The following is a 21673-nucleotide window of genomic DNA, read 5'->3' as shown; positions in this document are numbered from 1 at the left end:
TACCGAAAAGAGACTGATATGAAGGGAACACCAGGCAACGTCCCGGCCGCGCGCACGGGTATCGAGATCACGCCGGCCCATCGGGCCTTCTTCCACGCGCTGCCGAAGGTCGAGCTGCATTGCCACCTGCTCGGCGCGGTGCGGCACGACACGTTTGTCGCACTCGCGGAGCGCAGCGGCGCGCCGATCGAGCGCGCGGAAATCGACGCGTTCTATGCACGCGGCGAGAAGCCGGTCGGCGTGCTGCATGTGCTGCGCGCGCTCGACAAGTATCTGCTCACGCAGCCCGACGACCTGCGGCGGATCGCGTACGAGTATCTGGAGGACGCGGCCGCGCACAACGTTCGGCATGCAGAATTCTTCTGGAATCCGACCGGAACGGTGCACGTATCGGGTATTGCATACGCGGACGCGCAAGCCGCAATCGTGACGGGGATCCGCGATGCCGCGCGCGATTTCGGGATCGGCGCACGCCTGATCCCGAGCATCGACCGCGAGCAGGATCCAGACGAAGCCGTTGCGATCGTCGAGTGGATGAAGGCGAACCGCGCGGACGAAGTGGCGGGGCTCGGCATCGACTATCGCGAGAACGACCGGCCGCCGGAACTGTTCTGGAAGGCGTACCGCAAGGCGCGAGAGGCCGGCTTGCGCACGACCGCGCATGCGGGCGAGTTCGGGATGCCGTGGCGCAACGTCGAAACGGCCGTCGACCTGCTGCAGGTCGATCGCGTCGATCACGGCTATACGATCGTCGACAACCCCGAGCTGTGCGCGCGCTACGCGGAACGCGGGATCGTCTTCACCGTCGTGCCGACGAATTCGTACTACCTGCGGACGTTGCCGCCCGAGCAATGGGCGGAGCTGCATCCGATGCGCAAGATGCCGGGCCTCGGGCTGAAGATCCATCCGAACACCGACGATCCGACGCTGCACAAGGTCAATCCGAGCGAAGCGTGGGAGCTGATGTTCAGCCACTTCGGATTCACCGTGGCCGACCTGAGGCAGTTCATGCTGAACGGGATCGACGGCGCGTGGGTCGACGATGCAACGAAGGCGGCGTGGCGTGCCGCGTGGGCGCCGGCGTTCGACACGCTGGCAGAGACGCTCGCGGCAGGCTGAGCGCGGCGGCGTGTTGCGCCGGCCGGTGCTTCAGCCGGCCGGCGGCCCCGCGATCAACGGAAGAACTTCAGCCAGTCGAACAGGCCCGAATGCTGCGGGCGCCGCTTCGGCGCCGGCGCGCTGCGCGGTCGGAAGTCGGGCGAAAACTGTACGTGCGAATCGATCGCCCGCGCGCGCAGCGCCGCGTCGTAGAACGAGCCGACGATCGGCAGCGCGCTATGCGCGCCCGCGCCCCAGTAGTCGCTGCGCAGCGTCACGCTGCCGTCGTCGAAGCCGACCCACGCGCCGGCCACGAGTTGCGGATGCATCAGGATGAACCAGCCGTCCGCGTTGTCCTGCGTCGTGCCCGTCTTGCCGGCCACATCGATACGGATCCCGTAGCGCGACCGGATGTCGGCCCCGGTGCCGCGATCGACGACATCGCGCATCACGTCGACGAGCGTCTGTGCGGCCGGCACCGGCAGCGCGCGTTCGGGCGGTGCGCTGCCGAACGCGGCGAGCACCTTGCCGTTGCGGTCCTCGATGCGCGTGATCATCTGCGGCGCGACGTACACGCCGCGGTTCGCGATCGTGCCGTACGCGGACACCATTTCCTTCAGCGTGACGGGGCTCGTGCCGAGCGCGAGCGACGGCACCGCGTCGAGCGGACTGTCGCGCACGCCCATCGCGCGTGCAAGCTGCGCGACCTTCGCGGCGCCTTCGTGCTGCATCACCTGCGCGGTGACGCGGTTGCGCGACAGCGCGAGCGCATCGCGCAACGTCATCGGCTCGCCCGTCGGCGGCTCCGCATCGGTCGGACGCCACACGGCACGGCCGTCGACCGGAATGGCGACGGGGCGGTCGACGAACGTATCGTCCGGCCGCATGCCGTCCGCGAACGCGGCGCCATAGACGAACGGCTTGAACGTCGAACCCGGCTGGCGCCGCGCCTGCGCGACGTGGTCGAACGGCTCGCTGCCGAAATCGGGGCTGCCGACCCATGCACGGATCGCGCCGTTGCGCGGATCGATCGCGACGAAGCCGGCCTGTACCTGCGTCTTGCGCGCGCACAGCGCGCGCAAGAAATCTCGGTTTGCGCCGAGCTGCTTCAGCGCCGGCACATCGGCGAGCCCCGTGTCGCGGGCCTGGCGATACTCGGGCGTCTGGCGGATGAAGCCGCGGAACAGGTCGTTGCGCAGCCCGCAGCCGGACGGGCCGCGCCATGCGCTGTCGGCGATCGACTGCAGCCGTTCGGTCTGCTGCGTCAGCGCCTGCGTCGCCATGTCCTGCAGTTGCGCATCGAGCGTCGTGCGCACGATGAGGCCGTCGGCGTAGAGATCGTAGTTGTTGCGGTCGGCCCACGCGATCAGCCACTTGCGCAGCTGGACCGCGAAATGCGGTGCGAGGCTCGGCTGCGCCGTCTGCGGTTCGAAGTCGACGCGCAGCGGCTGGCGTTGCAGTTTCGCAAGCTGCCGCGGTGTGAGCATGCCCATCTGCGCCATCCGGCCGAGCACGATGTTGCGCCGCTGGACCGCGCGTTCCGGATTCAGCACCGGGTTGTAGTAGCTGTTGCCCTTCAGCATCCCGACGAGCGTTGCGCTTTCCGCGATGTCGAGCTGGTCGGCCGACTTGCCGAAGTAGGTGCGCGCGGCCATTTCGACGCCGTACGCGTTGTACAGGAACGGCACCGTATTCAGGTAGGTCTCGAGAATCTCGTCCTTGCTGTACACCGATTCGATCTTGAACGCGGTGATCAGCTCCTTCACCTTGCGCGTGAGCGTCGGCGCGCGGCCGATTTCGTCCGGATACAGGTTGCGTGCGAGCTGTTGGGTGATCGTCGAGCCGCCCTGGCGATCGCCGGAGAAGGTATGCAGCCCGGCCGCGAGCGTGCGGCGCAAGTCGATGCCGTGGTGTGAATAGAAGCGGTGGTCCTCGGTTGCGATCAGCGCGTCGACCATGTGCGGCGAGATCTGCTTGAGCGGCACCCATTCGCGGTTCACGGGCCGGAACTCGGCGATCAGCTGGCCGTCGGCCGACAGCACGCGCGCGGGGCGGTCGATGCGCGCCTTGCGGATGTCGCCGATGCTCGGCGTGAGCGGGACGAACGCGAGCAGGCCCAGCAGGCCCAGCACGGGTATCGCGGCGAGCGTCAGCGCCACGCCGCGCCGCGTCGGCTGGCGCAGGCGATGCAGCGCCCCCGCGCACAGTGCGCGGAGGCGCGCGCGGCAGGCGGCGGCGCGCGGCGCGACACGGGCGCGGCAACGGAGCCAAGCATCTCGGAGAAACGGCACGAAGCGATTCAAGGCGGCTGGAGCGTGGATGGAAGACGCGCGATCCTAGCAAACGGCGCACGCGCTCCGGCGGCCGAAACGGCCGTTTGCTTGCAGGATTTACAGACGATTACGTTTGTTGCCCGCCGACAACCTTTTACTGCGCGCGGGGGCGCGATTCCGCTGACGAAACCACGTCCGCGAGCCGCTGTGCGGCGGCTTCCATCTGCGCGCGGCCGAACCCGCCGAAGCCGAGCACGAGCCCCGGGCGGGCCGTGCCGGGCGCGAACATCGGCGACACGGCGCGCACCGCGACGCCGGCCTGCGCGGCGCGTGCGACCACGTCGAGATCGTCGATGCCTTCCGCGAGCCACAGCACGACGTGCATCCCCTGGTCGCCCGGCTGCACCCACGCGCGTTCGCGCGGCAGCCGCGCGCCCAGCGTGTCGATCAGCTGCGCGCGCTGTTCCGCGTACACGCCCCGCACACGGCGGATGTGGCGATCGAGATGACCTTCGGCGATGAACGCGGCCAGCACGTGCTGGTCGGCGGTCGGCGCATGGCGATCCATCAGCACGCGCGCGCCGCACAACGCGGGCACGAGTTCGTCGGGCACGATCACGTAGCCGAGCCGCAGCGACGGAAACAGGATCTTGCTGAACGTGCCGAGGTAGATCACGCGATCGGGGGCGAGCCCCTGCAGCGACGGGAACGGATAGCCTTCGTAGCGCAGCTCGCTGTCGTAATCGTCTTCGACCACCCAGGCGCGCTGCGCGCGCGCCCACGCGAGCAGCGCGTTGCGCCGCGCCATGCTCAGCGGCATGCCGAGCGGGTACTGGTGCGACGGCGTGACGAACGCGACGCGCGCATCCGGCGCGAGACGGATGCCGGCATCGACGTCGAGGCCGTCCGCGTCCACCGGCACGCGCACCATTGCGTCGCGCCGCCCGGTGCTTTCGAGCAGCGCGGTGATGCCGCGATAGGCCGGATTCTCGACCCAGGCGCGGTCGCTTTGGCCGAGCAGCACCTGGCTTGCCAGATGCAGTCCCTGCTGGGTGCCGCTCGTGATGACGACCAGGCCGGCATCGCAGCGCACCGAGCGCGACCGGCGCACATAATCGGCGATCGCTTCGCGCAGCGGCAGCGCGCCTTGCGGATCGGCATAGCCGGACGGCGCGCCGGCGCCGCGGGCGCGCAGGCGGTTGCCGAGCCGGCGCCAGATGTCGTCGGGCGCGGTGAGGCCGACCGGCACCGAGATCGCGAACGGCATGGCCGGCAACGGGTTGAATTCGCGGGCGATCCGCGCGAAGGTGGCCGCGGGCTCGGGCAGGCCGGCATGCGCCGGGCGCTGACGTCGCGCAGGCGGTTCGGGCGCGTTGCCGGGCGGCGTTTCGGCGAGCGCGTTCGCGACCCGCGTGCCCGCGCCGCCGCGCGATTCGAGACAGCCTTCGGCGATGAGCTGCGCGTACGCATCGACGACGGTGCCGCGCGCGACCTGCAGCGACGTCGCCAGCAGCCGGGTGGACGGCAGCGTGTCGCCCGGCCGGACGTCGCCGCGGCGCACGGCGTCGCGCAGCGCCTGGGCGAGCTGGCGGCTCAGGTCGCCGGCCGCGCGGTCGAGCGCGCCGAGCGACGGGATTTCGACGATCCGGGCCGTTCTTGCCATGATTCTGGTCTGCTGAAATTGTTTCAAACCGGCTCTACAGCATAAACCAGTTTGGGATCACAATCGCCGCATGACGGGCCCGCGCCCGCGCCATTTCAAACCCGCACGACCGTGGAGCCAGCATGTACGTCCCTGCCGATTTCAACGAGCCCAACCCCGACGTGCTGCGCGAGCTGATCGTGCAGCATCCGTTCGGCAGCCTGATTACGCACGGCAAGAGCGGGCTCGACGCGAACCACATTCCGTTCGAACTGCTGCCCGACGACGGCGGGCTCGGCGAACTGCATGCGCACGTCGCCCGCGCGAATCCGGTCTGGCAGGACGTCGTGGACGGCGACGAGGTGCTCGTGATCTTCCGCGCCGGCGACGCGTACATCTCGCCGAACTGGTACCCGAGCAAGCACGTCGCGCACCGGCAGGTGCCGACGTGGAACTACGTGGCCGTGCATGCGCACGGCCGCATCACGGTGCGCGACGACGAGAAGTTCGTGCGCGGCGTGGTCGCGCGGCTCACGCGCACGCACGAGGCGTCGCAGCCGGTGCCGTGGAAGATGGGCGACGCGCCGAAGGACTACATCGACACGATGCTGCAGGCGATCGTCGGGCTGCAGATCGAGATCACGCGGTTCGTCGGCAAGCGCAAGCTCGGGCAGAACAAGGCCGAGGCCGATATCCGGGGCGCCGGCGAAGCGTTGGTCGCGGACGGCCAGCTCGCGATCGGCGAAGCGATGCTCGCGGCGGCCGATGCAAAGCGCGAGTGAGGGCATGACGCGAGCGCGGGCGCGCGCCGCGCCCGCATGCCGCCCGGGTCACTGCGTGCGCGTCGCGTCCTTCGCCGGTGTGCCCGCCTGCGCGAGCGCACCGCGAATCGCGGCCTCGGTCTTGTCGTACCCGCCTTCGCCGTAGCGCGTATAGACGACCTTGCCGTTCGCATCGATCAGGTACAGCGCGGGCCAATACTGGTTCCCGTACGCGCGCCACGTGTCGTAGCGGTTGTCCTGCGCGACCGGGTACCGGATATCGAAGCGCTTGATCGCCTCGGCGACGTTGCCCGCGTCGCGCTCGAACGGATATTCCGGCGTATGCACGCCGACCACGACCAGCCCCTGGTCGCGATACTTCCGGTACCAGTCGTTCACGTACGGAATCGTATGAATGCAGTTTATGCACGAGTACGTCCAGAAATCGACGAGCACGACCTTGCCGCGCAACTGGCCGAGCGTCAGCGGCGCGCTGTTGTGCCAGCGGTCGATGCCGGTGAAATCCGGCGCGGGCGTGCCGGCCAGCGACGCCTGCATGCCCGCGTCGTCGCGGGTGCCGGCGAAGGCGGCGAGCCCGGCCGTGGCGGCGAGGGCGATGACGATGGCGGCAGTCTTGAGTCGGGGCAGCATGGCGTTCTCCTGATCGGTGGGCCGCTGCTCGGAGGCGCGGCCGGACGGGTTTCGACAGGCCCCATTAGGCGGCGCCGACGTATCTGCGATGTGTCCGGCCGGCCGCGCGTGTGCAATGTTGTGTGTCGTCATGGCCGCGCGATACATTGGGATACAAACGCGTGCCCGCCGTGCGGTATAAAAGCGGACATCGAATGCCCGAACTACGACACCGACAACGACTCATGGACAAGATCGACCACGTGCTGATCGTCGACGACGATCGCGCGATCCGCGAACTGATCGCGGACTACCTGGAGAAGAACGGCATGCGCGTGTCGCTGGCCGCGAACGGCCGCGAGATGCGCAACGTGCTGGACGACGGCGCCCCCGACCTGATCGTGCTCGACCTGATGATGCCGGGCGAGGACGGCCTCACGCTGTGCCGCGACCTGCGCGCCGGCAAGTTCCGCACGGTACCGGTGCTGATGCTGACCGCACGCGGCGAGGAAACCGACCGCATCATCGGCCTCGAGATGGGCGCCGACGACTACCTGGCCAAGCCGTTCGCGGTGCGCGAGCTGCTCGCGCGGATCCGCTCGGTGCTGCGCCGCGCGCGCATGCTGCCGCCCGGCATGCAGGTGACGGAAACGGCCGAGATGCTCGCGTTCGGCGAATGGCGGCTCGACACGACCGGGCGTCACCTGCTCGACGCCGAAGGCACGCTGGTCGCGCTGAGCGGCGCCGAATACCGGCTGCTGCGCGTGTTTCTCGACAACCCGCAGCGCGTGCTGACGCGCGACCAGCTGCTCAACCTCACGCAGGGGCGGCAGTCCGACCCGTTCGACCGCTCGATCGACCTGCTCGTGAGCCGGCTGCGCCAGCGCCTGCGCGACGGCGCGCGCGAACCGCGCTATATCAAGACGCTGCGCAACGAGGGCTACGTGTTCTCGTCGGCCGTGACCGCCGTCGACGGTACGCCATGAGCGCGCGCACGCTGTGGCACTGGCCGCGCTCGCTGTTCGCGCGGCTCGCGCTGATCCTGTGCGTGGGACTCGCGCTTGCGCAGACGCTGTCGTTCTGGCTCACCGTGACCGAGCGCGACCAGGCGACCACCAACCTGATGATGGGCTACATCGAGCGCGAGGTCGCGAGTTCGGTCGCGCTGCTCGACCACTTGCCGCCGGCCGAGCGCGCCGCGTGGCTGCCGCGTCTCGCGCGGCGCAGCTATGCGTTCATCCTCGGGCCGGGCGAGACCGGCACGCCGCCCGAAGCGCGGCTGTCGGCGCGCGTCGAGCGCTCGATCTCGGACGGCATCGGCGGCGACTATCCGCTGACCGCGAATGCGATTCCCGGCGACCGCGAACATCTGCAGGTGCATCTGCGGCTGACCGACGGGTCGCCGCTGACGATCGACATCCATCCGATGTCGACGGTGCCGCTGTCCGGCTGGCTGCCGGTCGTGCTCGTGCTGCAGCTCGCGGTGCTGGCCGCGTGCTGCTGGCTCGCGGTGCGGCTCGCGACGCGGCCGCTCAAGCAGCTCGCGCAGGCTGCCGACGCGCTCGGTCCGGACCTGAAGGGCGAGCGGCTGAACGAAGGCGGGCCGTCGGAAGTCGCGCGTGCCGCACGGGCGTTCAACGCAATGCAGGATCGCATCGCGCAGTACATGGCCGAGCGCATGCAGATCCTCGCGTCGATCTCGCACGACCTGCAGACGCCGATCACGCGGATGCGGTTGCGCGTCGACGTGATGGAAGACGACACGCAGGGCGCGAAGCTGCGCCAGGACCTGATCGAGATGGAGCATCTGGTGAAGGAGGGCGTCGCGTACGCGCGGACGCTGCACGGCACCAAGGAAGCCGCACGCCGCATCGATCTCGACGCGCTGCTCGACAGCATCGTGTGCGACTACACGGACGCGGGGCAGGACGTCGCGCTGCACAGCCGCGCGCCGCTCGCGCTCGTGACGCGGCCAAAGGCGCTGCGCCGCATCGTCGGCAACCTCGTCGACAATGCGCTGAAGTTCGCGGGCGCGGCCGAGATCGACGTGCAGGCCGCGCCGGACGGCGGCGCGGTGATTGCCGTGCTCGACCGCGGGCCCGGCATTCCGGCCGATCAGCTCGACGCGGTGTTCGAGCCGTTCCGGCGCGTGGAGACGTCGCGCAACCGCGATACGGGCGGCACGGGGCTGGGTCTGGCGATCGCGAAGCAACTCGCGCTCGCGATGGGCGGCACGCTCACGTTGAACAACCGGCCCGACGGCGGCGGGCTGGAGGCGCGGCTCACGCTGAGGAACGCGGGGTGATACGGCGCGGCGCGTGAGCGTCGCGGTTTCACGGTTTCAGGCTCATGCCGGCGTGCAAGCCGAACCTGAAGCACGCGGCGTCACATACGTTGCAGATGCGCGTCGACGAGCGGCGCGAGTGCTTGCGCATGCACGGCCGCGAGGTCGTGCCGGCCGCCCGGCACGACCTGCAGCCGTGCATCGGGCAGCCGCTCGAGCAGGCGCCGGCCGGCCGCGACGGGGCTGATCGGATCGTCGTCGCCCCACAGCAGCAGCGTCGGCTGCGCGATGCGGCCGATTTCTTGCGAAAAGTCCGCGCGGAACGTCAGGAACCAGTCGGGCAACTGCGGGTTCGCTTCGGCGAAACCGGCCCGCCAGTCCTGCGCACCGAGTCCTGCCATGTCGAGCCCGCCGGACGTGACCGTCAGCACGAGGTGCGTGACGAGCCCGGGCTTGTCGAGCGCCGCGCGCATCGCGATCACGCCGCCCATCGATTGGGCCAGCACGGCGGTGGGCCGGTCGATCTGCTCGAGGACATCACGTACGAGGCTGTCGAAATCGTCGACGGCCGGATCGTGCGGCGTGTCGCCGAAACCCGGATAGGCGACGATCCGCCGCTCGGCCGGATGCGTCAGCAGGTTGGCCAGCGGTTGCCAGAAGGCAGTGCTGCCCGATGCGCCGGGCAGGAAGAGCAGTTGCGACGGAACGGGCATGGCGTCCGGTTGTCCTTTAATCGACGTGAAGCGGGATGACGGGGCGATGCTTGCGTGTCAGCAGCGGCCGGTGCGCAGCGCGACTGTCCAGTCGTCGCGCCCGCGCGAGGCCGCGGTGACGGCGGCCGTGTGCCAGTCGTATTCGACCGCATGGAATTCGACGTTCCAGCCGGCCGCCGTGCGCGACACCATCGCGTAGCGCGCATGCGGCGAGCCCGTCTCGATGCGGTGCGGATGCGGCAGGTCGTCCTCGTATGCCTGCAGGCCGACGCTGCCCGGATTGACGATCAGCCGGCCGTCGTCGAGCTTCGCGGTGCGCGGTACGTGCGTGTGGCCGCACAGGATCAGCGATGCCGTTTCGTTGCCCGCGCGCTGCGCGACTTCATCGGGCGTGGCCGCGCGGCAGCCGTCGGGCGTGACCGTTTCGAGGAAGTAGACGAGATCGCTGGCCGGCGTGCCGTGCACCATCAGCACGTCGCCGTCGAGCGCCAGGCGCTCGGGCAGTGCGGCGATCCACGTGCGGTGGTCATCGCGCAGCGTGTCGTGCGCCCAGCGATCGGACAGCCGCATCGCTTCGCGATCGTAGGTAAGCAACTGCCGTTCGTGATTGCCCTTGACGGTCGGCAGATCGAGCGCGATCAGGCGGTCGGCCGTTTCGGCCGGATGAAGTGCGCCCGACACGATGTCGCCGAGATTGACGATCACGTCGGCGCCGCGGCGGCGGACGTCGTCGAGCACCGCGTCGAGCGCGGCGAGGTTGCCGTGGATATCGGACAGCGCGGCGATTTTCATGGCGGAGCGTCGATGGGGGGAACGGCGATTGTCGCCAATTCGGCGCGGGCCGTCCAATCGCTTCACGGCATCGGCGCGCGATGCCAGGGACGGCGCGTCAGTCGGTCGCGAGCCGCGCGTACATCGCGAAATCGCCCGGCGTGCCGCGCACCATCTTGTAGGCGCGCAACAGCCCTTCGTAGCGGTAGCCGCACTTCTGCAGCACGCGTGCGGAGCCCGCGTTGCCGGTCAGCACGACGGCCTGCATGCGCATGAAGCCTTCGTTCGTGAAGGCCCACGCGGTGACGGCTTCGCACACCGCGCTCGCGATGCCGCGCCCCCAGTGCGATGGCGCGAGGTCGTACGCAATCTCCGCCGAGCGGTTCACGGTGGACACCGTATGCAGTCCGATCGTCCCGGCGAGCGTGCCCGATGCGGTATCGACGATCGCGAGACGCCGGATCGAATCCGGGTCGGCCGATTCGATGTTGTCGAACAGCGGCAGCAGATCGTCGGGTGTGCGCAGGTTCCAGCTCGTGTGGTGGAAGACGTCGGGGTTCGACAGGTACGCGTACCACGCGTCGAGATCCGCGCGGTCGAGTTGCCGGAGCGACAGGCCGGGGAAGCCGGCGCCGGGCGGTGCGGCGATTTTCATCGGAACCTGCTCCTATGCCGCATGACGCCGGTACAGCGCCAGCGAACCGGCGAGCGCGAGCAGCATCGCGCCGCACGTGCGGTCGAGCCACAGTGCGCCCGAGCGCTTCAGCAACCGCACCGCGCGTGCGCCGAGCAGCGCGTAGCCGAACATCACCGCGCCGTCGAGCAGCGCGAACGTGACCGCGAGCGCGACGTACTGTGGCGCGAGCGGCGCGGACGGATCGAGGAACTGCGGCAGGAACGCGGAGAAGAACAGGTAGCCCTTCGGGTTCGTGACCGCGGTCAGGAGGCTCTTCGCGAAGATCGACGCATTGCGTTCGGTTGCCGTGCCGTTTTGCGCGGCGGCGACATCGAGCGACCCCTTCGACATCAGCAGCCGGATGCCGACGTACGCGAGGTACGCGGCGCCGAGCCACTTCACCACCGAGAACCAGAACGCCGACGCCATCAGCAGCGCGCCGAGGCCGAGCGCGACCGCGACGATCAGCACGAAGTCGGACAGCATCGCGCCCGCGAAACCGTAAGCCGCGCGTCGCACGCCATGGCGCGAGCCGTTGGTCAGCGCGAGCAGCACGGTCGGGCCGGGCGTCGCGATGCCGACGAACGCGACGGCGGCGAAGATCAGCAGAGTCGTTGCATGCATGAAGGAACTCCCGATGGAAGGTGCGCGTTCGATTATCGGGGGCGCCGGCCCGTGCTGTACAGACGCGGCAGCCATCCGCGACGGCCGTGCATCGACTATCTCGATTTTGACAAAAAACTGTTGCCATTATTCCGCTTTGGAAAGGAACCGGTTCCAACTACCATGGCGGCCGCAGCGGGCACGCCCGCCGCGTCGTCGCGCGCGGACGCCGCCGGCCTCGCACCGCCGGCGGATGTCGGCGCCCGTGCGCGCTACTCGCAACTGCCAGCCAGAACAACGGGTTCACCGCCCGGAGACATAAAACCATGAACAAGCAACTGATCGCAGCGCCGCTGCTGCTCTCGCTCGCGGGTATCGCCGCCGCGCAAAGCTCCGTTACGCTGTACGGCATCGTCGACGCGGGCGTGACCTATCGCAGCAACGAACGGGTCGGCTCGGCGGGCGCGTACACCGGCCATTCGAGCGTCGGGCTCACGACCGGCAACCTGTCCGGCAGCCGCTGGGGCATCAAGGGTTCCGAGGATCTCGGCGGCGGGATGCGCGCGCTGTTCGTCCTCGAGAACGGCTTCGACATCACGAACGGCACGTCGGGCCAGGGTGGCCGCCAGTTCGGCCGTCAGGCGTTCGTCGGCGTCGGCAGCGACCGCTACGGCACGATCACGCTCGGCCGTCAGTACACGTCGCTCGACGATTTCGTGAGCCCGGTCGGCCCGTCGTCGTTCATCGGCGGCTTCGGCGCACACCCGGGCGACATCGACGATCTCGACCAGACGGCGCGCGTCGACAGCTCGATCAAGTACACGAGCGCGAACTACTCGGGCTTCACGTTCGGCGCGCTGTACGGCTTCGGCGGCCAGCCGGGCAGCATGAAGCAGCGCAACACGTGGAGTGTGGGCGCGGCGTACGCGGCGGGCCCGCTGCGCGTCGGCGTCGGCTACGAGCGCTCGGACAACAGCAAGACGGGCGCGACCGACCCGACGGCCGGCAAGTGGCAGAGCACCGATGACGGCCTCTTCAACTCGTCGATCAACGAAGGCTATGCGAGCGCGCAATCGCAGCAGGTGATCGCGACGGGCGCGACGTACGACTTCGGCCCGGCCATCGTCGGCGTGAACTACAGCAACGTGCAGTACCGCAGCGGTGGCCAGTCGTTGTTTGCCGGTCACGCGACGTTCAACGTCGCGGGCGTGTTCACGCGCTGGAACGTGCAGCCGCAGACGCAACTGTTCGCGGGCTACAGCTACACGCGCGGCAGCAGTGTCGACGGCGTCGACGATCGTGCGCAATATCACAACGTCACGCTCGGCGCCGTCTACGACCTGTCGAAGCGCACCAGCGTGTACCTGCTCGGCGCGTACCAGCATGCATCGGGCATGACGCTCGACGCGCTCGGCCGGCCGGTGGCCGCGACTGCGTCGGTGTCCGACAAGGCGAACGGCCACTCGTCGGACTCGCGGTCGCAGGCGATCGTCAGCCTCGGGCTGCGCCAGAAGTTCTGATGTAACGGTCGTTGCGACCGCAACGAGGCCCGCCGCCAAGGCGGGTCCCGTAGCAGGCATGCTCCCGTGACTGCCCTGCCGGCACCGCGTGATCGACGTCGTCGATGCGCTGCCGACATGCGCCGACGCCCGGGACGGCCCGGCGCCCGGCCACGCGAACCGAACGATCGCACCCGCGCGCCGGCATGACCGGCGCGCGGTGTTCCCCGCCGCATTCCTCCTTTCTCTCCCGTTTCAGTATGCAAGTCGCGACAACGCGATTGCGCGGCGCATTATTTTTTCTCTTTCATTTCAATTTCGATTTGTAATCATTGAAACGATTTCCGGGGAATGAAATGGTCATGCGGTCATGTCAGAAAAAATGACGTATTCGCATTGACTGGCCCGGAAGAAAATGCCGGGTAAAAGCACCGAAATCGTACGCCCGGCCGCTGTTGCGGCGTGGTTTCGCGGGGTTGACCTTCGTTGACGAAAAAGCGCCGGACGGCAAAAGGCGCGGAGTGAATAATTCGGGATAACGGCGAATGCGCTTTTGCCGGAATCACCAATATTTCATGCGCCGCGATTTACAGTGTCGACCATTGATCGTCTGGGAGCATTATTCATGTCAATGAAACAAATCCGCGCGGCGTTGCTGGGAATGTGCATGGCGATGCTGGCGCCGGCGAGCCACGCGCAGGTGCAGTACTCGACGGACTGGCTCGCGAACACGTACGGCACGCTGGTCTCGCACGTGGGCAACGGCGCGCGCTCGATGTGGGTCGCGCCGGAGGGCGTGATCTACACGGCGTCGCGCTGGGACGAGAACGCGGGCGGCGTCGCGCTCTACCAGAACGGCCAGCCGCTCGGCACGATCGGCATCCACGACGAATTCCAGGGCGGTGCGATCACCGGCAACTCGACATCGCTGTTCGTCGCGCTCGGCTACAACCGCACGTTCGGCAGCGGCTCGGTAGGCCGCTACAACCGGAGCACGAACCAGCGCGACCTGCGCATCCCGGTCAGCACGTGGACGGGCATCCAGTATGCGGACGTGATCACGGGCCTCGCGACGGCCGGCAACCTGCTGTACGTGAGCGACTTCTACGGCAACCGCGTGCGCGTCTATACGACCGACGGCGTATGGCAGCGCGACATCGGCGTATCGGGGCCCGGCGCGCTGGCGCTCGACGCGGCCGGCAACCTGTGGGTCGCACGCAAGAGCGCGGGCGTCGTCGCGCAGTTCAGCGCGACCGGCACGGCGATGAACACGCTCCAGATGGCGGCCGGCGCGCGGCCGGGGTCGCTGTACTTCGATGCGTCGACGGGCCAGCTGATGGTGGGCGACCAGGGGCCCGACATGAACATCAAGGTCTACGGCGGGCTTCCCGGGCTGCCGGCGCAGGTCGGCACGTTCGGCGTGCAGGGCGGCTATCTCGACACGACGACGGGCATCAAGGGGCAGGTCGGCGACAAGCGCTTCACGCGCGTCGCCGCGCTCGGCAAGGATTCGGGCGGCAACCTGTACGTGCTGAACAACGCGTGGGGCGGCGGCTGGGATCTCGGCCGCAACGGCAGCACGGATCTTCATTCGTACAGCCCGACGGGCGCGCTGCAATGGAAGCTGCAGGCGCTGAATTTCGAGGGGATCGCCGCGCCCGACCCGGTCACCGACGGCACGTTGTTCTACAGCGGCAACAACGTCTATACGGGCACCGCGGGCGGCACGTTCGTCGCGAACACGGTCGACCCGTTCACCTATCCGAAGGACCCGCGCCTCGACATGAACGACTACCAGCGCGGCCAGCATTTCGGCCAGCTCGTGAACGTCGGCGGCAACCGGATCCTCGTCGCGTCGGGCCAGAACCCGGGCAACTTCAACTTCTATTACTTCAACAACGCGAGCGGCTACATCGCGATTCCGGCCGGCTCGCTTCCCGGCAAGCCGTTCAACACGACGCTGCAGGTGACGGCCGGCTTCGACATCGACGGCAACGGCGACGTGTGGGCCGGGCTGAACGGATCGAACGTGATCACGCGTTATCCGATGACGGGCTTCGACGCGACCGGCAAGCCGTCGTGGGGCAAACCGGCGACGACGCCCGTGCCGGGCAGCGTGGCGCCCGTCGCGCGCATCCTCTACCAGGCCGACAGCGACACGATGATCCTCGCGCAGGGCCTCGCGGGCAACTGGGACTGGACCGCGATGAACGGGCACATCGAGGTCTATCACGGCTGGAAGAACGGCAACACGAGCGCGCCGAATCCGGTGATCAACCTGACGAGCGCGAACCCGAAATCGATCGCGGCGGCCGGCCACTACCTGTTCGTCGGTTACGTGCACACGGTGCCGAACATCGACATATTCGACCTGAACACCGGCGCGCTCGTCACGACGCTGACGAATTCGAATACGTCGGCGATGGACGTCGGCAACGACGTCGATTCGATGTACGGCGTGCGTGCGTACCTGCGCTCGACCGGCGAGTACGTGATCACCAAGGACAACTACAACGGGTCGAGCATCGTCGTGTATCGCTGGCATCCGTGACCGCGCCGGCCGGGTCGGTCGCATCGACCGGCGCGGCCGGACGTCATGGCGCGCCGAGCACGCGGCCGTTCACGCTGCGCCCGTACATCGAGTCGGGCGAATCGTGGAACTTCGCGCGCGTGTCCTGCACGGAGCCCGTGAAGCGCGGGTCCTGCGGGCGTTCGTGGCTGTCCATGAAGGTCGCGACGTCCCACGCTTCCTGGTCGGTCAGCGTACCGCCGAGCCCGAGCGGCATGTTGGCCTTGATGAAGCCGGCTGCGTTGCGGATGTCGCCCATTCCCGCGCCCCAGTTGAACGAGCGTGCGCCCCACAGCGCGGGGAACGCCGGCTTGCCGCCGCTCGACTGGCCCTGGCCGTCGGCGCCGTGGCACAGCGCGCAGTGCTGCGTGTAGACGGCGGCGCCGCGTGCGTAGTCGGCCTTCTGCGCGGGCGGCGGCAGTTTCCGGAAACCCTGGCCCGGCAGCTTCGTGCCGACCGGCGCGCCCTTCGCGAGCCAGTACGAATACGTTTCGAGCGCGACGAGGACCGGATCGCCGGCCGGCGGCGCCTTGCCGTTCATGCTGTAGCGGAAGCACCCCTGCAGGCGCTCGGCGAACGTGTTCACGTGGCCGTTCTTGGCGCGGTACGCCGGATACAGCAGGTACGCGGCCCACATCGGGCTCGAGTCGGGCCGGCGGCCGGCGTCGAGGTGGCAGCTCGCGCAGGTCAGCTTGTTGCCGACGTACTTGCCCGCGAACTCGGGCGTGTGCAGGAAGATCTGCTCGCCGAGCCTGACGGTCTTGCCGAAGTCGTCGGCCGGGATCGCCGATTCGGGCGGCGGTGTGAACGATTTGGCCGCCGGCGCGGATGCGGCGGGAGAGATTGCCGGAGCGGAAGCGGCGGCCGGTGCGTCCTGCGGGGCCGCCGCGAAGGCGAGCGCGGGCAGCCAGGCCGCGCCGAGCAGCGTCGCGCGGGCGTGGCGGATCAGCATCGTGCGGTCGATCATCGCTTGTCTCCTTGTGCGGCGCCGCCGCGCGCATAGTAGGCGGCCACCGCGTCGATGTCGGCATCGGACAGCTTGCCGGCGATCATCGGCATCAATCCCATTGGCCCGGGCGGCCGCGTGCCGTGTTTCCAGCCGTTCAACTGGCCGGCGATGTAGGCGGCCGGCTGGCCCGCGAGCGGCGGGAACGCGGTGCCCACGCCGAGGCCGCCGGGGCCGTGACATTGCGCGCACGCGGGCAGGCCCTGCGACCAGCGCCCGCGCGTGGCGAGCCACGCGCCCGCGTTCGCCGGATCGTTCGACGCATCGTCGGGGGTGAAGACGCCGGCCGGCGCGGGCAGGCTCGCGAAGTACGCGGATACCGCATCGCGTTCGTGCGCCGACAGCAGTTTCGAGAGCGGCTGCATGACCGGGTTCTGGCGGCTGCCGTCCGCGAATGCGGCGAGCTGCGCGGACAGATACGCGGCGTTCGTGCCCGCGAGGCGCGGGAAGCCGGCCGCCGCGTTGCCTTCGCCCTGGCTGCCGTGGCAGCCGATGCAGGCGGCGGCGCCCGTCGCCGTGCCCTGTGTCGCGATCGTCTTGCCGGGCGTTGCATCGTCCGCGTGCGCGTGGCCGGCCAGCAGCGCGGCCGCGGCGAGCAGCAGCGGTGCGAACCGGCGTCGCGGTGTATCGACCGTATCGTTCACGTATCCCCTCCTTGTTGTATGTGGCGTGCGCGCCGCACGGCGGCCGGACCGTCAGCCTGCAGCGGGCGGGTCCTGCTCCGGAGCGAGATGCGGCGTCGGCTGGTTCGCATCATATCGGCCGAAGCCGTAGCGCTGGAAAATGGTGAACGCTTCCGGCGACCGGATGAACGCGAGCCACGCGCGCGCGGCTTCCGGATGCGGCGCGTCCTTCACCATCGCACCTGCGTAGATCGCCGTCGTATTCTGCTCGGCCGGAATGTTGATGTGCATCAGCGGATGCCCGACCTGTTCCTGGAACGCCGCTTCGGATTGCCACAGCACGCCCGCGTCCGCGCGCGCCTGCATCAGGAACAGCGCGGTTTCCCGATGATGGATGTGCGTGAGCTCGGTCGTGCCGGCACGCACCTTGTCGTCGTAGACGGTGCGCGCGAGCGCGTCGCCGCCGGCTTTCACGAGCGACGCGCGGATCTGCCGCGCGACGCCCTCGAAGGCCGGATTCGGCATCGCGAGCGTCACGTCGGCCCGCGCGAGATCGTTCAGCGACGCAATGCGTTTCGGATTGCCGGCGCGCACCATGATCGTCAGCTGGTTCGTCACGTACGGCACGGCCGGGCCGGCCAGCGTGCCGTCCGCGATCAGGCCGTTGATCTTGCCGAGCCCCGCGAAATACGCGTCGGGCTTGACCGTCCACGTCATGTTGCCGACGGTGATCGTGCCGCCCGCGTGAATCTGCTTCACGAGCAGGCCGGGCGGGATCGTTTCCCAGTAGATGCGCCCGCGATACTCGGGATGGTCTTCCTCGAACTTCGCGACGAGCGGCGCCATCGCGAAGAAGTAGTTGCCGCCGACGTACAGCACGAGCTTCGGCGCGGTGAGATCGCCGTGGAAATCGGCGAGCACGTCGACCTGCGGCACCGTGAACTCGAGGCCGCGATGGATTGCATCATTGTTGCGGCCTTCCTGCCAGGGCGGAAAGACGGTCGCGTCGGTGGCGGCGGGTGCGGCGAGCGCGAGCGCCGATACACCGCACAGCCAGGCGGCCAGCGCGGCGCGCAGCGTGCGCCGGCGGCGCGAGGACGATGGCGATTGCGGTTTCGTATGGATCGGGATCATCGCGGTGCTCATTTCGCGTACGTGAAACCGGCTCGCTGCAGCTCGGGCAGCGTGCCGACCGCGCCCGGCGTGACGATCGCCGACGGGATCACGTGGTTGGTCAGGTCGGCCGCCAGTGCGTCGAGCGGCAGCTTGTCGGGATTCGCGTTCGCGCCGTCGAGCCGCTCCGCGAGCTCCCAGATCGCGTTGTGGCACGACAGGAACACGACACCGCGCTGCTGCAGCGCGGCGAGGCTGTTGTCGTGCGACGAGAATGCGCCGTCGGGCGCTTCATGATCCAGCGCGCCTTTCGATTGCGCGGGTTTCGCGTCGAGCAGCGTGTTGGTCGGGAAGGCCGCGCCGGCGAATTTCGCGAGGCCGTATTTGTCCCACGCGGCCTGGTCAAACAGCGCGAGATGCGCGCTGCCGTGCGTGGCCGACACGACGAGGAAATCCGGATGCCGGTACGACCAGATCTGCGCGTTCAGTGAATTGCGCATCAGGTTCAGCCACGGGCCGCCGAGGTCGGTGTTGTCCCATACCTGCTTCGGGCCGCCGCGATAGCCGGTCAGTTCGGCGAGCGCTGCGTGGTCCCACTGGTCGGGGCGTTCGAGGATCATCGGCACCGTCTTGAAGTCGCGCCGCCTCGGTGCGGCCGCGAGGCGGCGCGTGAGGTCGGCGAGGTGTGTGGCGCCGCCGGGCAGCAGCGCACCGGTGTCGGGTGCGGCGGCGTGCGCGGGACGCGCGGCGGCGAGCAATGCAGTACCGGCCGCGAGGCCGAGTGTCTTGAGCGCGCCTCGGCGCGCCTGCCGGTCGGACATGGCTTATCTCCCGGAATCGTTTTTGTGGGGCGTGTCGCATTGCCGTGCGGCGGCGCAGCGCCGCGGCGCGACGGCGTAGCCAGTCTAGAGGCGTGCGATCGATACCGGAAATCGCGATATCGGATGGGAGATATTCGAGGGTCCGATGATTGACCCGGAGGCGGGCGCCGCCGCGTGGCGCGGTGGCGTGACGGCGGTGGGGGAGGCGCGGCCGACGGATGCGGCTGGCCGGCGTCGGCCGCGCGGGTGCGTCAGAACGACACCGTCGTCGTCAGCGTGACGAGCCGCGGCTCGCCGACCGCGACGATCAGGTTGTTGTTGCTCGACGGGTAGTAGGTCTTGTCGAGCAGGTTCTTCACGTTGAGCTGGAAGCGCGTCGGGAATTTGCCGATCGTCGTTTCGTAGGCGGCGAATGCGTCGACGGTCACGTAGCCGGGCAGCGTGAAGCTGTTCGCGGTGTCGCCGGAGCGTGCGCCGACCAGGCGCGCACCGCCGCCGAAGCGCCAGCGGCCCGGCAGGTTCGCGATGGCCGTGTCGTACACGGCGAACAGGCTGCCCGTGTGGCGGGCGACGTTGACGAGCGGCGTGTTGCTGTCGCGATCGTTCGCGTTCGTATAGGCGTAGCTGCCGATCACGCTCAGGTGGCGCGTGATCTGCCCGGCGACGTCGAGCTCGATCCCGCGCGAGCGCGCGGTGCCGATCGTCGACGTGATGTCGCCGACCGTGACCGCGACGTTGCGCTTGTCGATCTGGTACACCGCGAGCGTGCCGGTGATCGCGGGCTTCAGGCTGAACTTCAGCCCGGCCTCGAGCACGCGGCCGTATTCCGGCGCGAGCGGCGCGGCGACGTTCGACGCGACGTTCGGCTTGAACGAGCGACTCACGTTCGCGTAGGCGGTCAGCGCCGGCGTGAGCGCATACGCGAGCCCGAACTGCGGCAGCCAGACGCTGCCGCGAGAGCGGTCGGCGAACACGAACGGCCGTCCCATCCCCGATTCCTGCTGCCAGTTTTCCCAGCGCAGCCCGCCGACCGCGGTGAGGCGGTCGGTGAGCTTCACCGAATCCTGCACGATCGTCGAATACGCATGCACGACCGAGCGCGAATCGCTTTGCTTCGGGTTCGGCGTGCCGCCCGGCGCGAGCAGGCCGTACACGGGATCGTAGAGATTGAAGCCCGTCGTCGCCTTGCCGCGGATCGTGTCGCCGCGGAAGCTGCGCTGCCGCTCGTATTCGCCGCCGATGTAGATCGCGTGGTTCATCCCCGCGAGCGTCACGTTGCCGAGCAGGCCGAGCGTCGCGATCTGGTCGGAGTCGTTGCGCCCGAGGTTCGCATCGGACGAGCGCGTCAGCGCGCCGGTCCTGCTGTTGAACGCGGTGGCGCGGGTGATGAACTGGTCATAGCGATCGCGGCCCCAGCCGTAGGTCGCGCGCACGCGCCACGCGTCGGAGAAGCGGTGCTCGATGCGTGCGCGCAGCGTTTCCTGGATGCCGCTGCTTTGCGACCACGCTTCCTCGTAGCGGCGATAGCGCAGCGCATCGTCGGGCCGGCCGTTCACGAGCACGGTGCCGCGATCGAACGGCATCGTGTAGTCGACGTACTGGTAGCTGACGTCGATCGACGTGTCCGCGTCGTGCCACGACAGCGCAGGCGCGATCAGCGCGTTGCGTTCGCGGCCGAAGCTGCGCCAGTAGCGGCTCGTGTCGTATTCGCCGGTCAGCCGGAACGCGAGCGTGCCGCCCGCGACCTGGCCCGGCTTGCCGAGCGGGCCCGTGAGGTCGAATTGCGCGCTGCCGCCGCCGTGGCTCGTGCGCGACGCGGAGATCGAGCCGCCGAACGTGTCTTCCGGCTTGCGCGTGACGAGGTTGATCACGCCGCCCGGGTCCTGCATGCCGTACAGCAGCGACGCCGGCCCTTTCAGCACTTCGACGCGATCGATCGTCGCGAGATAGCTGTGCAGCACCGGCGTGCGCACGCCGTCGACGAGCACCGAGCCGTCGTTGTTCGACCCGAACCCGCGCTTGGTGAACGCGTCGCGCGTGCCGCCGAGCGTGTTCGTCTGCGTGACGCCGCTGATGTTGCCGAGCACGTCGTCGAGCGAGCGCGCCTGCTGGTCCTGCATCACGCTGCTGCTGACCACCGCGACCGATTGCGGAATCTCCTTCAGCGAGCGGTCGTCGCCGCCCGCGATGCCGGTGGTGCGCGGCTGATAGCCGACCGTCGGGTCGACGGCCGACGATGCGTTGACGCTGATCGCCGGGAGTTCGTGTTCGGCGGGCGTCGCGGGTGTCGACGCAGGTGCAGCGGGCTCGGCGTTGGCGGCATGCGCGCCGCTCGCGACGCACAGGGTGATCAGGGCAGGCAGGCTCGTGCGCCACGGGCGCAGGGTCCGGGCACGGCGGGGCGTTCGACGGGATGGCATGAATCGAGGCAGGAGGAGTACTAAGGATCGTGTCGCGGGCCGTAGCGATGTGTTGCGGCCAGGTTGCGCATGATATATGTAATGAGAATCATTTGCAATTGTAATGCGATAGCTGGCCGCGCGCGGCGCTTGGTTGCCGGGCCGTCGGCCGTCTGCTACCGTAGCGGCCAA

General features: G+C 68.8%; 19 protein-coding genes. 7 read left to right on the top strand and 12 right to left on the bottom strand.

Annotated elements, in window-relative coordinates:
* The first annotated feature begins 18 nt into the window (after nucleotides 1-18).
* Nucleotides 19-1119 (top strand): adenosine deaminase, encoded by a 1101-nt coding sequence (add, locus tag OHZ10_RS32505; RefSeq protein WP_342705386.1) that lies wholly within the window; start codon nucleotides 19-21, stop codon nucleotides 1117-1119.
* Nucleotides 1120-1172: 53 nt separating this feature from the next.
* Here the strand turns inward: add and OHZ10_RS32500 are convergent, their stop codons facing one another.
* A complete protein-coding gene (locus OHZ10_RS32500) occupies nucleotides 1173-3401 on the bottom strand; it encodes a penicillin-binding protein 1A (protein ID WP_342705385.1) in 2229 nt (742 codons plus the stop codon).
* Nucleotides 3402-3525: 124 nt separating this feature from the next.
* Nucleotides 3526-5034: a PLP-dependent aminotransferase family protein gene (locus OHZ10_RS32495; RefSeq protein WP_342705384.1), complete on the bottom strand. Its 1509-nt coding sequence runs from the start codon at nucleotides 5032-5034 to the stop codon at nucleotides 3526-3528.
* Between the two features lie 122 nt (nucleotides 5035-5156).
* Between OHZ10_RS32495 and OHZ10_RS32490 the strand changes: the two genes are divergently transcribed.
* A complete protein-coding gene (locus tag OHZ10_RS32490) occupies nucleotides 5157-5795 on the top strand; it encodes an FMN-binding negative transcriptional regulator (RefSeq protein WP_342705383.1) in 639 nt (212 codons plus the stop codon).
* A gap of 48 nt (nucleotides 5796-5843) precedes the next feature.
* Here the strand turns inward: OHZ10_RS32490 and OHZ10_RS32485 are convergent, their stop codons facing one another.
* Nucleotides 5844-6425: a thioredoxin family protein gene (locus tag OHZ10_RS32485; RefSeq protein WP_059238961.1), complete on the bottom strand. Its 582-nt coding sequence runs from the start codon at nucleotides 6423-6425 to the stop codon at nucleotides 5844-5846.
* 224 nt (nucleotides 6426-6649) lie between these two features.
* Here OHZ10_RS32485 and OHZ10_RS32480 point away from each other — a divergent pair, with 224 nt between their 5' ends.
* Complete coding sequence (locus OHZ10_RS32480; protein WP_034190595.1) at nucleotides 6650-7390, top strand: response regulator; 741 nt, start codon at nucleotides 6650-6652, stop codon at nucleotides 7388-7390.
* Nucleotides 7387-8709, top strand: a complete 1323-nt coding sequence (locus OHZ10_RS32475; RefSeq protein WP_342705382.1) for an ATP-binding protein — start codon at nucleotides 7387-7389, stop codon at nucleotides 8707-8709. Before OHZ10_RS32480 ends, OHZ10_RS32475 begins: the two co-directional genes overlap by 4 nt.
* 80 nt (nucleotides 8710-8789) lie before the next feature.
* Here the strand turns inward: OHZ10_RS32475 and OHZ10_RS32470 are convergent, their stop codons facing one another.
* The 4 genes from OHZ10_RS32470 to OHZ10_RS32455 all read right to left on the bottom strand — a co-directional run bounded on the left by OHZ10_RS32470 (nucleotide 8790) and on the right by OHZ10_RS32455 (nucleotide 11472).
* A complete protein-coding gene (locus OHZ10_RS32470) occupies nucleotides 8790-9401 on the bottom strand; it encodes an alpha/beta fold hydrolase (RefSeq protein ID WP_059238965.1) in 612 nt (203 codons plus the stop codon).
* A 57-nt stretch (nucleotides 9402-9458) separates the two neighbouring features.
* On the bottom strand, nucleotides 9459-10193 hold the full coding sequence (locus tag OHZ10_RS32465) for a metallophosphoesterase family protein (RefSeq protein WP_059238968.1): 735 nt from the start codon (nucleotides 10191-10193) through the stop codon (nucleotides 9459-9461).
* 97 nt (nucleotides 10194-10290) lie between these two features.
* Nucleotides 10291-10827: a GNAT family protein gene (locus tag OHZ10_RS32460; protein ID WP_342705381.1), complete on the bottom strand. Its 537-nt coding sequence runs from the start codon at nucleotides 10825-10827 to the stop codon at nucleotides 10291-10293.
* A 12-nt stretch (nucleotides 10828-10839) separates the two neighbouring features.
* On the bottom strand, nucleotides 10840-11472 hold the full coding sequence (locus tag OHZ10_RS32455) for a LysE family translocator (RefSeq protein WP_059238971.1): 633 nt from the start codon (nucleotides 11470-11472) through the stop codon (nucleotides 10840-10842).
* A 305-nt stretch (nucleotides 11473-11777) separates the two neighbouring features.
* Between OHZ10_RS32455 and OHZ10_RS32450 the strand changes: the two genes are divergently transcribed.
* The 3 genes from OHZ10_RS32450 (at nucleotide 11778) to OHZ10_RS32440 (ending at nucleotide 15501) form a co-directional block, all read left to right on the top strand.
* Nucleotides 11778-12971: a porin gene (locus OHZ10_RS32450; protein WP_174994191.1), complete on the top strand. Its 1194-nt coding sequence runs from the start codon at nucleotides 11778-11780 to the stop codon at nucleotides 12969-12971.
* A gap of 88 nt (nucleotides 12972-13059) precedes the next feature.
* On the top strand, nucleotides 13060-13305 hold the full coding sequence (locus OHZ10_RS32445) for a hypothetical protein (protein WP_155627254.1): 246 nt from the start codon (nucleotides 13060-13062) through the stop codon (nucleotides 13303-13305).
* A 270-nt stretch (nucleotides 13306-13575) separates the two neighbouring features.
* Nucleotides 13576-15501 carry a hypothetical protein gene (locus OHZ10_RS32440; RefSeq protein ID WP_059238976.1) on the top strand — a complete coding sequence of 642 codons (1926 nt, stop codon included), beginning with the start codon at nucleotides 13576-13578 and terminating at the stop codon, nucleotides 15499-15501.
* A 43-nt stretch (nucleotides 15502-15544) separates the two neighbouring features.
* Here OHZ10_RS32440 and OHZ10_RS32435 read toward each other — a convergent pair whose 3' ends face one another.
* The 5 genes from OHZ10_RS32435 to OHZ10_RS32415 all read right to left on the bottom strand — a co-directional run bounded on the left by OHZ10_RS32435 (nucleotide 15545) and on the right by OHZ10_RS32415 (nucleotide 21502).
* Nucleotides 15545-16486 carry a c-type cytochrome gene (locus OHZ10_RS32435; RefSeq protein WP_342705380.1) on the bottom strand — a complete coding sequence of 314 codons (942 nt, stop codon included), beginning with the start codon at nucleotides 16484-16486 and terminating at the stop codon, nucleotides 15545-15547.
* Entirely contained in the window at nucleotides 16483-17169 is a 687-nt protein-coding gene (locus tag OHZ10_RS32430; protein WP_342705379.1) for a c-type cytochrome, read from the bottom strand. Before OHZ10_RS32430 ends, OHZ10_RS32435 begins: the two co-directional genes overlap by 4 nt.
* Nucleotides 17170-17220: 51 nt before the next feature.
* A complete protein-coding gene (locus tag OHZ10_RS32425; protein ID WP_233464342.1) occupies nucleotides 17221-18294 on the bottom strand; it encodes a substrate-binding domain-containing protein in 1074 nt (357 codons plus the stop codon).
* The gene (locus tag OHZ10_RS32420; protein ID WP_342705378.1) at nucleotides 18291-19082 is read right to left on the bottom strand and encodes a transcriptional initiation protein Tat; all 792 of its coding nucleotides are present in this window, start codon (nucleotides 19080-19082) and stop codon (nucleotides 18291-18293) included. The genes OHZ10_RS32425 and OHZ10_RS32420 overlap by 4 nt, the downstream gene beginning before the upstream one ends.
* Before the next feature lie 251 nt (nucleotides 19083-19333).
* Nucleotides 19334-21502, bottom strand: a complete 2169-nt coding sequence (locus tag OHZ10_RS32415; RefSeq protein ID WP_342705377.1) for a TonB-dependent siderophore receptor — start codon at nucleotides 21500-21502, stop codon at nucleotides 19334-19336.
* Between the last annotated feature and the right edge of the window lie 171 nt (nucleotides 21503-21673).

It is taken from the genome of Burkholderia arboris (assembly GCF_038723655.1).
In the GTDB taxonomy this organism is placed as follows: Bacteria; Pseudomonadota; Gammaproteobacteria; order Burkholderiales; family Burkholderiaceae; genus Burkholderia; species Burkholderia arboris.
The sequence above is the reverse complement of the archived record's forward strand: the minus strand, read 5'-3'. Positions and strand labels throughout refer to the sequence as shown.